Here is a 12,193-nt window from a genome sequence, read left to right on the forward strand (position 1 = left end):
CCTTCACATGCCGCTACTTGAAGGGAATGGGTGAGTAGCACTTGAAGGGCGCCGACACGACGTACTTCCCGCCCTTGAGCTGGACGAGCGCCCCGCAGCCGAACGACTCCTTCCGCCCCCGGGGTTCGGCGCGGTCGCCGACCATCGTGCCCGTGTCGGAGAAGGCGCCCGCAGCCTTCTGGAAGGAGGCAACCGTCAGGTCCTTGCCCGCCTTCGCGGCGATGGCGAGGAAGAGATCGGCGCTCATGTAGCCGGTCATCATGTGCATATTGAGCGGGACGTCCTTCCCGGCCGCCTTCCTGATGTCCTCCTTGAACTGCCGCATCGCCGGAGTGTCCTGCTCGAACGGCTGGAACGACAGCAGGATGTGCACCCCGTAGAGCGCCTTCTTCGTCGCGCTCTTCGCGAGCAGCGACGGGTCGTAGTCGGTGGGATCGGTGAGCACGCCGTCGTATCCGGTGCGCTTGAGCGCCGTGAACAGTCCGATGTTGTACGGGGTCTGCATCACCGAGACCACGGCGTCGGGGGCCTTGCCGCCGTTGCTGCGCAGGATCTCCTTCGTGTACGCCGACCAGTCGCTCGGCACGGCGCCCGCGGGCACGGACGACTTCGCGAACGTCACCTTGTAGCCCGCCGAGGCGAAGCTCTGCTTGTAGGTGCGGATGGCGAAGGTGCCGGCGTCGCTGTCGTTGGCCAGGATCGCCACGGACTTGCCCTGCGAGCCGCCCGTCACCTGCTTGAGCCCCTCCGGCCAGGTCTGCGAGATGGTGCCGCCGGGCATCGGCACCATGCAGCCGCCGAAACCGTAGATGTAGGTCGGCCCGCAGAAGGAGGGCAGGGTGCCCCAGCCGAAGGTCGGCACCTTCTGCTGTTGCAGGAAGTCCGCCCCCGAGAAGGTCGTCGAACTCATCGGCGCGATCGCGAACACCTTGTCCTGCTGCACGAGCTTGCGGGCAGCCGCGAGGTTCTTCGCCGGATCCTGGCCGTCGTCCTCCGCGCCCAGATAGTCGATCTTGCGGCCGTTGATCCCGCCCTCCGCGTTCCCCCGGTCGAAGCGGGCCTTCGCGCCGAGGTCGGTGTCCTTCTTGGAGTAGCCCGTGGCGGTCGTCATCGAGACGATGCCGCCGACCTTGATGGATTCGTCGGTCACTCCGCGCACGGAGCTTCCGTCCTTGTCCGAACTGCCGCCGCTGGCAGCAGAGTTGCAGGCGGTGGTGGCGAGCAGCAGCGCGGCCACGGCGGCGGTGATGGTGCGGGTCGGTCGCGACACGTCGGTCCCCCTCCGTCGGGTGACCGAAAGTGTGCGTGTGATCTGACGGACCGTCAATATCTGACGCGGCAGTAAGTGACGAACCGTCAGAAGCGTGGGGGCCGTGCGTGCGCGTCGAGGGCTTCGGAGAGGCCTATGCCCGGTACAGCGCCTCGACCTCCGTCGAGTACGCCTTCTCGATCGCCTTCCGCTTCAGCTTCAGCGAAGGCGTCAGCAGCCCGTGCTCCTCGGTGAACTGGTGGGCCAGTATCCGGAACGTACGGATCGACTCGGCCTGCGAGACCAAGGTGTTGGCGGCGACCACCGCGCGTCGCACCTCGGTCTCCAGATCGGGGTCGCGCACCAGCTCGGCGGCGGACAGCGGCGGCTTGCCGCGCATCTGGAGCCAGTGTTCGACGGCCTCGGAGTCGAGGGTGACCAGCGCCGCGATGTACGGCCGGTCGTTGCCGACGACGATGCACTGGGCGACCAGCGGATGGTCGCGCACGCGCTCCTCCAGGATCCCCGGCGAGACGCTCTTGCCGCCGGAGGTCACCAGAATCTCCTTCTTGCGCCCGGTGATGGTGAGATAGCCGTCCTCGTCGAGGGAGCCCAGGTCACCGGTGGCCAGCCAGCCGTCGTGCAGGGTGGCGTCAGTGGCCTTCTGGTTGTTGAGGTAGCCCTGGAAGACGTTCTCGCCGCGCAGCCAGATCTCGCCGTCGTCCGCGATGTGCACCGTGGTGCCGGGGATCGCCTGGCCGACGGTGCCGAACCGGGTGCGCTCGGGCGGGTTGGCGGTCGCGGCCGCCGTGGACTCGGTGAGCCCGTACCCCTCGTAGATGAAGACGCCCGCGCCGGCGAAGAACAGCCCGAGCCGCCGGTCCATCGCCGAGCCGCCCGACATCGCGTGCTTGACCCGGCCGCCCATCGCGGCGCGCACCTTGGAGTAGACGAGCTTGTCGAAGAGCTGGTGCTGCATGCGCAGACTCGCGGAGGGGCCGGGGCCGATGCCCCAGGCCTTCGCCTCGACGGCGTCCGCGTAGCGCACGGCGACCTCGACGGCCTTCTCGAAGGGGCCCGACCTGCCCTCCTTCTCGGCCTTGCGGCGGGCCGCGTTGAAGACCTTCTCGAAGATGTACGGCACGGCCAGGAAGAAGGTCGGCTGGAACGCGGCCAGGTCCGGCAGCAGGGCCGCCGCGTTCAGCTGCGGCTGGTGGCCGAACTTGACCTTCCCGCGGATCGCGGCGACCTGCACCATCCGTCCGAAGACATGGGCGAGCGGCAGGAACAGCAGGGTGGCCGCCTCGTCGCCGCGCTTGGAGTGGAAGACGGGCTCCCAGCGTTCGATGACGGTGTCCGCCTCGAACATGAAGTTGGCGTGCGAGATGACACAGCCCTTGGGGCGCCCGGTGGTGCCGGAGGTGTAGATGATCGTCGCGATCGACTCGGGCGTGACCGCGCGCCGGTGCCGGTGCACCACCTCGTCGTCGATGTGTGCGCCCGCCTCGTAGAGCTCCTGCACGGCGCCTACGTCGAGCTGCCACAGTTTGTGCAGCTGCGGCAGCCGGTCGACGACCGTGGCGATCGTCATCGCGTGGTCCTCGTGCTCCACCATCACGGCCGACACCTGGGCGTCGTGCAGCATCCAGAAGACCTGCTCGGCGGAGGACGTGGGGTAGACGGGCACGACCTGGGCACCGATCGTCCACAGCGCGAAGTCGAAGAGCGTCCACTCGTAGCGCGTACGGCACATGATCGCGACCCGGTCCCCGAACCGGATCCCCTGGGCGAGCAGGCCCTTGGCCAGTGCGAGCACCTCGTCGCGGAACTCGGCGGACGTCACGTCCCGCCACTGCCCCCGCTCGTCCTTGCGGCCGAGGGCGATGTGCAGCGGGTCTTCCTGGGCATAGTCGTAGACGACGTCGGCCAGGCCGCCCACCGGCGGCGCCGACGCCAACGGAGGGTTGGTGAACTCGCGCAATCCCGCTCCTTGTGGCGCTCCGCACAGCGCCGTGAAAGCTACCCCACCGGGCCGTCGGACGGGAGAGGTCTCGGAGCGCCTGGGGCCGCCGCATATGCACAGGTCAGTCGAGGAAATGCCCGCACAAGGGGAAGGGCCGGACAGAATCCCTTACGGTTCCGTAAGTTTCTGGCCTGTAATCTCCACGGAATCTGTACGACCCGACTACGGCACTCGGCGCTTCGAATACCGGTTGTGGAGCGCCTGTTTCCGGCCTCTCGGAGGACCCGGTACGGCTCCCGTACGGAGGCCGTACCGCCTCCGCATGAGGCCGCCGAGCCGGCCCCGGTGCCCCGGGACCGGCCCCTCACCCGCGTCACCCGCGAGGCGCCGCCACCTTCTCGGTCGGTGCCCCGGCCGGGCTCGTCACAGGACGCGGTGTCCGCACCAACAGCAGTACCAGCGCACCGGCGATCATCCCCGTCACCCCCGCGGCCACTGACGCCGTGTTGAGCCCCGACGCGAAGGCGGCCCGCAGTGTGTGCTCGGACAGCGCCCCGCGCAGCGCCCCGGCGCCACCGCCCGCCAGCGTGTGGGCCGCGTCGTGCGACAGGGTGTGCTGCATGCGGGAGGTCAGCACCGTGCCGAAGGCGGCGACCCCGAGCGCGTACCCGAGCTGTCGGACCGTGTTGACCGCGCCGCCCGCCATGCCCGCCCGCTCCGGCGGAACCGCGGCGAGCGCGGCGCCCGCGATGGCGGGGGAGACGAGCCCGGTGCCGATCCCCACCAGCACCAGGCCCGGCACCAGTACCGTCCAGCTCGCGCCCGCGTCCAGCACGGCCTGGCAGAACACGCCCGAGCCGATCAGCAGCAGCCCGCCGCCTATCGTCAGCCGCGCCGGAACCCCGTGCAGCAGCTTCCCGGCGAGGATCGCGACCACCACCGACGCGCCCGTCAGGGGCAGCAGCGTGAGGCCGCCGCGCACCGGGCTCATGTCCAGCACCGTCTGCATCCAGATCGAGAGATACGGGATGACGCCGAACGCCGCCCCGTTGAAGGCGAGCGCGCCCACCATCACCCCCACGAACGCGGGCTTGCGCAGCAGTGACAGATCGAGCAGCGGATGCGCCACCCGGCGCTCGACGAGGACGAAGGCGACCAGCGCGAGCGCCGCGAGCACGAACGAGCCCGTCGTGACCGCCGACGTCCAGCCGTCGGACCCGGCCCGCACCACCCCGTACGTCGTCGCCCCCGCGAAGCACGCGAACGCCGCCGTGCCCGCCCAGTCGATCCGCATTCCGCGCGGACCGCGCGACTCCGGCACCACCCGCAGCGTCAGCCACACCGACGCCACGCTCACCGGCAGGTTCACGAAGAAGATCCACCGCCAGCCGGGCCCCTCGGTGAGCAGCCCGCCGAGGACCGGCCCGACCGCCGCCGCGCTGCCGCTGACCGCGCCCCACACACCGAGCGCCGCCGACCGCTGCCGCCCGTGATAGACCGAGCCGAGCAGCGGCAGCGTCGTCGCGAACATCGCCGCCGCGCCCACGCCCTGCAAGGCGCGCGCCGCCACCAGCATCCCGGGCCCGGACGCGAGCCCGCACAGCAGCGACGCCACCGCGAACAGCACGACACCCGCCACATGCACCCGGCGCCGGCCGAGGATGTCGGCCGCCGCTCCCACCCCCAACAGCAGTGCGGCGAGCGCGAGCGCGTACCCGTCGATCACCCACTGCAGATCACTCAGCGACGCGTGCAGCGCCCGTGCCATGTCCGGGAGCGCGACGATCGCGATCGTCACGTCCAGCAACAACATGAACGTCCCCAGGCACACCGCCGTGAGCGGCCCCCATGTACGCATGTCCTCAACTCCTTGTGCCACGGATGCGTATGCCTCCGTACGATGGGGGCGTGCTGGATGATCGCGGCCGCTACGGACGCTCGATCGACGGAATCCGACAGGAGCAGGCCCTATGGAGATGGAATCCAACACCTTCGACAAGCTCGATCTCCAGCTGATGGCGGCGCTGGAACTGGACGGCCGCGCGCCCTTCAGCCGGATCGCGGCGGTGCTGGGCGTCTCCGACCAGACGATCGCGCGGCGCTACCGCAGGCTGTGCGCCGAGGGAGGGCTCCGCGTCGTCGCCGTCCGCGACGCCCAAGCGCTCGGCCAGGACCACTGGATGCTGCGGCTGCGCTGCGCGCCCGACAACGCGGGGGCGATCGCGGACGCGCTGGCCAAGCGCCCCGACACCGCCTGGATCGGGCTCGCCTCGGGCGGTACCGAGGTGGTCTGTATGACGCGCCCCCGCAGCCCCGATGACCACGACGAACTGCTGCTCGGCAAGCTCCCGCGCACCCCGAGCATCATGGAGATCCGCGCCCACCAGCTGCTGCACCGCTTCTTCGGCGGACCCAACGGCTGGCTCGGCAAGTTCACCGTGCTGACGGACGATCAGATCGCCGTGCTGCGCCCCGAGCCGCCGGGCATCACCGGCCTCGCCCGGATCGACCCCGAGGACGAACCGCTGGTCGCCGCCCTCGAACGCGACGGACGCGCCACCTACCCCGAGCTCCAACGGGCCACCGGCCGTTCCGAGTCCGCGGTCAAGCGCCGGCTGGCCGGGCTGATCGCCTCCGGCGCCGTGTACATCGACACCGAGTACCACTCCGAGATCCTCGGCTACCCCCTCGCCGCCTGCCTGTGGATCACGGCCGCCCCGGCAGCCCTCCATTCCGTCGGCGAGGCCCTCGCCACCCATGACGAGATCGCCTTCGCCTCCGCGACCGCGGGCCCCTCCAACCTCGTGGTGACCGCCGTCGCGCGCGACACGGCCGGCCTCTACGCCTACCTCAGCGAGGGAATCGGCCGCCTCGAAGGCGTCCAGTACGTCGAGACGACGCCGTTCCTGCGCCGGGTCAAGCAACTCACCTACGCAAGGCCGGCACGCTAGGCGTCCGGTGCGCTGCCGCGCTCGCGCAGGTGCGCCGGTGGAACGTGCGGGAGCGCCCTAGGCCTGGAACTCCGTGAGATCGATCCCGTACACCCGCAGATCGTGACCCGTATCCGTGTCCTGCGCCGTGCTCTCCGCCCGCATACCGAGTTTGTCCAGCACGTTCGCGGACGCGGTGTCGCTTGCCCGGCATACGGCGACGACCCGGTCGAGACCGCGGTCCTGGAGAGCGAACTCGAGCGTGGCCTGCGCCGCCTCCGACGCGTACCCCTGCCCCCAGAACGGCCGCCCCAGCCGCCAGGCGATCGCCACCTGGCCCGCGACCTCGGGCGGGGAGTCCGGAACGTACAGGCCCACCGCTCCGGCCAGCTCTCCGGATGCGAGGAGCTCGACGGCGAAGATCCCGAAGCCCTCCTCGTCCCACTCCTCCTCCCACGCCTCGATGTCCGCGGCGGTCTCTTCCAAGGAGCGCGGCGCACCGTCGCCGACCCAGCGCATCACCTCCGGATCGGCGTGGATCTCGGACAGGGGGACGAGGTCGTCATCCAGCCAGCGGCGCAGGAGAAGACGGGGGGTGCGGATCTCGCTCATGGCTCCATCCTGCCCTTTTGCTTCCTTCCCGCGCTCACCGCATCGGGCGTCAGCCCCCTGGCTGCCTGGCGTTGAGGCATCAAGATCTCCCCTGTGGAGGGCGTGATGAGGCGGCGCGGGACCACCCGGTGTCCCATGCCACGGGACAGTCCGGTGTCCCATGCCAAAGGAAGCGCCCTAGCTTCGCGGTCCCGTCGGTCCCCGGTGCAGCCGGACCCCGCCACTCAGGATTGCCGCCGCCAGCGCGTCCGCCGCCTCCTGCGCGGACGTCCGCCGCCGCCCGTGCACCAGCACGAAGTCGACCTCGCCGAGCTCCGGAAGCCCCGCCCGCTCCGGTACGCGGACCAGCCCCGGCGGGACGAGTCCCCGTGAGTGGGCCATCACGCCGAGGCCCGCGCGGGCCGCCGCGATGAGGCCGTTGAGGCTGCCGCTGGTGCAGGCGATGCGCCACGGGCGGCCCTGGCGTTCCAGGGCTTCGAGGGCGAGGGCGCGGGTGATCCCGGGGGGTGGGTAGACGATCAGGGGGACCGGGCGGTCGGGGTCGAGGCGCAGGCGTTCCGCGCCGATCCACACCAGGCGGTCGTGCCAGACGAGCTCGCCGCGCGGGTCCTCGGGCCGCCGCTTCGCCAGCACCAGGTCGAGCTTGCCCGCCGCGAGCTGCTCGTGGAGCGTGCCGGACAGCTCGACCGTCAGCTCCAGGTCCACCTCGGGATGGTCGTACCGGAAGCCCTCCAGGATCTCCGGCAGCCGGGTGAGGACGAAGTCCTCGGACGCCCCGAAGCGCAGCCGGCCGCGCAGCCGCGTCCCGGTGAAGAACGCCGTCGCCTGCTCCTGCACCTCCAGGATCCGGCGCGCGAAGCCGAGCATCGCCTCGCCGTCCTCCGTGAGCTCCACGGAGTGCGTGTCCCGGGAGAAGAGCTGACGTCCGGTGGCGTCCTCGAGCCGGCGTACGTGCTGGCTGACGGTGGACTGGCGCAGCCCGAGGCGCCGGGCGGCCTGGGTGAAGCTGAGGGTCTGGGCCACCGCCAGGAACGTACGCAACTGGGACGGGTCGTACATGGGCCTCAGATTATCGCGGATCGTGATGACAGTCAGAGCGGTATGAAGGATTCCCGATCGCGGGCCGGAAGAGGACGATGGAGAGGGCACGACCTGACCCGAGTCGACCGTCTACGACAACCGAGCAGTGGAGCACCGTGAAACGCCTGCAGTGGCCGAGTTGGATGCCGATCGACCCGTACATCCTGCTGTTGCTCGGGACGGTGGGCCTCGCGGCCCTCTTCCCGGCGCGGGGTACGGGCGCCGACGTCGCGTCGGGCGCGTCCACGGCCGCTATCGCCTTCCTGTTCTTCCTCTACGGGGCGCGTCTGTCCACCCGCGAGGCGCTGGAGGGGCTCAAGCACTGGCGGCTCCACGGCACGGTCCTGGCCTGCACCTTCGTGGTCTTCCCGCTGCTCGGCCTGGCCGCGCGTGGCCTTGAGCCGGTGTTCCTGACGCACAACCTCTACACCGGCCTCCTCTTCCTCACGCTCGTTCCGTCGACCATCCAGTCGTCGATCGCGTTCACCTCGATAGCGCGTGGCAATGTGCCCGCCGCGATCTGCGCGGGCTCCTTCTCCTCGCTGGCGGGCATCGTCATCACCCCGCTCCTCGCGGCGGCCCTGCTCGGCAACAGCGGCGGCGGGTTCTCCGCGGACTCGCTGGTCAAGATCGTGCTGCAGCTGCTGGTGCCGTTCGTCGCCGGGCAGGTGCTGCGCCGGTGGATCGGCGGGTTCATCGCACGGCACAAGAGGGTCCTCGGATACGTCGACCGCGGCTCGATCCTGCTCGTCGTCTACACCGCGTTCAGCGAGGGCATGGTCCAGGGCATCTGGCACCAGGTGAGCCCCGTCCGGCTGGCCGGTCTCCTGGTCGTCGAGGCCGCGCTGCTCGCCGTGATGCTCGCGCTCACCTGGTACGGGGCGAAGGCCCTGCGCTTCAACCGGGAGGACCGGATCGCGATCCAGTTCGCCGGGTCGAAGAAGTCCCTCGCCTCCGGACTCCCCATGGCCAGCGTGCTGTTCGGCGCGCACGCCTCGCTCGCCGTGCTGCCGCTGATGCTCTTCCACCAGATGCAGCTCATGGTGTGCGCGGTGATCGCCAAGCGCCGCGCCCACGACCCCGAGGCGGCCGAGACCGCTACGACCCCGGTTCCGCCAGTCGCAGAGTCACGAATCGCGGTCGGTACAGGGACACGTTCCGACTGATGTTCGCCTGCGCCGTGGCGCCCGTCGCGTCCAGCCAGTTGACGTCGTAGCTGAGCACGATCCGGTCGCCGTCGCTCAGCTCCGGATGCGCCTGCGGGTTGTACGCCGCCACGTCGCCCTGGGGCAGCGACGGGCTGAAGCTCCGGGTGGGCCCGTGCCAGGGGCCGGTCGGCGAACACGCCCAGTACGAGGTGATCGTCGTCAGGCCCGCCGTACCGGCCGCCATCGTGAACAGCACGTAGGTGCCACCGTCGCGCACCACCGTGAACGCGCTGCCCACACCCTTGCGCTGCCCGTCCCCGAGCACCGGCGCCGGCCGCGCCCGCACCGACCACCCCGAACCGTCCCAGTACTCCCAGGCCCCCGGCTCGGCGAGCCTGCCGCGCGGCACGCGCGCGACGTACGCCTTCGAGACGGGGTGCGAGGCGGCCTGCCCGTCGTCGCCGCCGAAGACGTACGTCCACTCGTCGACGTCGACCACCGAGGTGCCGAACAGCACGCGCTGGGAGGCGTCGGCGACCGCACGCTGGTCCAGGACCGTGGTGATGCCTTCGAGGCGCAGATCGGGCAGCGAGAGCGTGGCGACCTCGGTGGCGGTGGGCACTCCGTAGATCCAGGGGGCCTGGCCCGCCGCGCGGGTCCACAGCAGGACGCGGACGACCTTCTGCGAGGAGCCGGGGGAGCGGGGCTCGACGCGGGCCGCGACCGGCCAGCGCCACTGCTGCGGTCCCGGGTCCGGGAACACTGGCGCGGGAAGTGTCGTCCGCAGACGGCCCTCGCGGGACATCACGACAGCCGAGTTGCGCACGAGGGGCGCGCTCGTGTCACGCCAGGCGTACGACTCGCCGACCGGGTTGGGCGGCCCGTGCACCAGGCCCAGATAGGTGTCCGAGAACAGCCACAGCACCCGCCCGTCCGGCAGTCGCACCGAGTGGGTGCCGTCGCCGCCGGTCCAGTCGTCGGCGCGTGTGGCGTCGTCGCCGTACCGGGCGAACTCGCCGGTCAGCTTCGCGTCGGCGGTCCAGGACCTGAGCGTACGAGCCGTGCACGTGCCGCCGCCCTCCCGGTCGTGGTCCGGGAGGGCGGTGAGCAGCACGGCCGCGCAGACCAGGGCCAGCAGGATGCCGAGCCCGGTCCCGTTCTGTCGTCGTGCTCGTGCGTCGTCGGGCACGGACGGGACGTTAGTGGTCTCCGCTCACATGGTCCATGGGCAGCCACAGGACGGTGTCCCGGGTCACGTTCCGCGAGGGCGCCGCGGCCAGCTCGTCGTCGCCCAGCGCCCGGTCGTAGACCCGAACGTCGTCGATCGCCCCCGTGAAGTACGCCCGGCTGTCCATCCGTTGACCGATGTGCACCCCGAACGGCGAGTTGCGGCTGACCGATCCGGGCACGTCCGGGGTGCTGACCGTCGTACCGTCGATGAACAGCGTGAGCTGCCCGCCGCCACGGCGCAGCGCCAGAAGGTGCCACTGGCCGTCGTTGTACGCGCCCGTGGTGCGCACGGACGCCGACCTCGGGGCCGCCGCGCCGTTCCTGGTGGTGATCAGTCCGGTGATCCGGTTGGACGCGGGCTCGCCGCGCAGCCACACCTGCGGCTGCGACGTCCCGATCCCGCCCATCCACAGCAGCGGCTGCTCACCGGTGGTGGCGGTGTAGCGGAACCACAAGGACGCTGTGAAGTCCTTCGTCCCGAGCGGGAGTTGGTCCTGATACGGCAGTCGTACGGCGTCGTCGATGCCGTCGAAGGCGAGCGCGCCGCCGAACACGCCCTCCGTCTCCTCGGCACCGCCGAGGACCGCGGCCCGCTGGGTGTGCGGGGCGAGATCGGCTGTCGTCGGGTCCGGGCCCCGGCGCGGCTTCAGCCAGTCCTCGGTGAAGCGGGCGAAGCGGATCTCGTCGCGTGCGTCGACTGCGCCGCCCTCGTACATCAGGCCCACGGTGTCACCGTCGACGCGGACCATGTCCGAGTACCCGGACCAGTCCGTGGTGACGACCGTGCCGCGGTCCACGCTGTCCCAGGTGCGTCCGCCGTCGTACGAGGAGCGGATCATCATGGTCCGGCGGCGGTCCGGGTCGCCGGGGCAGGACAGCAGGATCCGGTCGCCGAGACGGAGCGAGGAACCCTGGACCTGGGGTGTGTAGAGGTCCGGGATGTCGCGGAAGGGGGCCACGAAGCTGTCGCCGCCGTCGCGGCTGACGGCCTGGGTGCGATGGCCCAGGTCGGTGCCGTCCTGCTCACGCCCGCTGACGAGAACCGATCCGTCGGTGCGCTCCGTGAGCGTCATCTCGGACGGCTTCTGGCGGAAGGTGCCGTCGTCGGAGATCGGCCACGAGTCGGTCGCGCCGATGTCCCAGTGGTCGCCGCCGTCGTCGCTGGTGATGAGCGCGGCGTTGTTCGCGGTGACCCGACTGCCGTTCCATGTCTCGGTGTTGACGCCGAAGACGAGCCGTCCCGCGTGCCGGCCCCGGGTCAGCTGGATGCCGTGCACGGGCCCGGTCGCGTACCAGGAGTTCCAGTTCGGCGGGAGGATCTCGTTGCTCAGGTCGCGCGGCTGCGACCAGGTGAGGCCGTCGTCGTCGCTGTACTGCAGGTGCGGGGTGCGGTCGCAGGGCACCTGGCAGCTCGCGCTGTCCGTACGGCCCGTGTTGTACGTCTCGGCCAGGACGATGCGGCCGGTCTCGCGGTCCACGATGGGCGCCGGGTTGCCGTGCGTGTCGCCGCCGCCGTCGTTGACGACCTGGAGGGGGCTCCAGGTGCGTCCGCCGTCGGTGGAGCGCTTGACCACGATGTCTATGTCGGCCGCGTCACCGCAGTTGAGGACGCGGCCCTCGGCGAACGCCAGCAGCGTGCCCTCGGTCGTCTTCACGACGGCCGGGATGCGGAAGCAGGCGTAGCCGGGATCCTGGGAGGCCTTGAAGAGCACCTGCTGCTCGAACTCGCCTGTCGCGGCCGTCTGTTCGGCTCCCGCCGGGCTCGGCAGCGCGAGCAGCGCCGCGGTGGTGAGAACGGCGGTGAGAGTGGATCGCAGGCGTGCGCGAGGAGCAGATCTCAGGCGTGCGTGCGGAGTGGATCTCAGACGTGCGTGCGGAGTGGATCTCAGACGTGTGGGGAGAGTGGATCTCAAGCGTGCGCGGAGACTTGACGGCATGTGCGACCTGCCCTTCATGCGTCTGGGCAATCCGGATACTCTGG

The 12,193-nt window shown here is 70.7% G+C and carries 9 protein-coding genes; 2 read left to right on the forward strand and 7 right to left on the reverse strand.

From position 1 onward, the window contains the following. Positions 1–13: 13 nt before the first annotated feature. The 3 genes from ACFY0T_RS07530 to ACFY0T_RS07540 form a co-directional block, all read right to left on the reverse strand. Positions 14–1,270, reverse strand: a complete 1,257-nt coding sequence (locus tag ACFY0T_RS07530) for an ABC transporter substrate-binding protein (RefSeq protein WP_388865515.1) — start codon at positions 1,268–1,270, stop codon at positions 14–16. Positions 1,271–1,403: 133 nt separating this feature from the next. After that, positions 1,404–3,230 carry an AMP-dependent synthetase/ligase gene (locus ACFY0T_RS07535; protein WP_388865517.1) on the reverse strand — a complete coding sequence of 609 codons (1,827 nt, stop codon included), beginning with the start codon at positions 3,228–3,230 and terminating at the stop codon, positions 1,404–1,406. 355 nt (positions 3,231–3,585) lie between these two features. Further along, the gene (locus ACFY0T_RS07540; RefSeq protein ID WP_388865519.1) at positions 3,586–5,070 is read right to left on the reverse strand and encodes an MFS transporter; all 1,485 of its coding nucleotides are present in this window, start codon (positions 5,068–5,070) and stop codon (positions 3,586–3,588) included. Positions 5,071–5,182: 112 nt separating this feature from the next. Between ACFY0T_RS07540 and ACFY0T_RS07545 the strand changes: the two genes are divergently transcribed. Continuing rightward, complete coding sequence (locus tag ACFY0T_RS07545; protein WP_388865521.1) at positions 5,183–6,163, forward strand: Lrp/AsnC family transcriptional regulator; 981 nt, start codon at positions 5,183–5,185, stop codon at positions 6,161–6,163. A gap of 57 nt (positions 6,164–6,220) precedes the next feature. Here ACFY0T_RS07545 and ACFY0T_RS07550 read toward each other — a convergent pair whose 3' ends face one another. Continuing rightward, positions 6,221–6,754, reverse strand: coding sequence for a GNAT family N-acetyltransferase (locus tag ACFY0T_RS07550; protein ID WP_388865523.1), 534 nt, complete (start codon positions 6,752–6,754; stop codon positions 6,221–6,223). Positions 6,755–6,931: 177 nt separating this feature from the next. Further along, positions 6,932–7,813: a LysR substrate-binding domain-containing protein gene (locus ACFY0T_RS07555; RefSeq protein WP_388865525.1), complete on the reverse strand. Its 882-nt coding sequence runs from the start codon at positions 7,811–7,813 to the stop codon at positions 6,932–6,934. Between the two features lie 137 nt (positions 7,814–7,950). On the opposite strand from ACFY0T_RS07555, the gene ACFY0T_RS07560 reads away from it, so the two are divergent. After that, positions 7,951–9,000, forward strand: coding sequence for a bile acid:sodium symporter family protein (locus ACFY0T_RS07560; protein WP_388865527.1), 1,050 nt, complete (start codon positions 7,951–7,953; stop codon positions 8,998–9,000). On the opposite strand, the gene ACFY0T_RS07565 is transcribed toward ACFY0T_RS07560, so the two are convergent. After that, positions 8,933–10,171: a DUF4185 domain-containing protein gene (locus tag ACFY0T_RS07565; RefSeq protein ID WP_388865529.1), complete on the reverse strand. Its 1,239-nt coding sequence runs from the start codon at positions 10,169–10,171 to the stop codon at positions 8,933–8,935. The genes ACFY0T_RS07560 and ACFY0T_RS07565 overlap by 68 nt on opposite strands. Before the next feature lie 10 nt (positions 10,172–10,181). Beyond that, positions 10,182–12,053, reverse strand: coding sequence for an exo-alpha-sialidase (locus tag ACFY0T_RS07570; protein WP_388865712.1), 1,872 nt, complete (start codon positions 12,051–12,053; stop codon positions 10,182–10,184). Positions 12,054–12,193 lie beyond the last annotated feature (140 nt).

This window comes from Streptomyces sp. NPDC001530 (genome assembly GCF_042894545.1).
Taxonomy (GTDB): Bacteria; Actinomycetota; Actinomycetes; order Streptomycetales; family Streptomycetaceae; genus Streptomyces.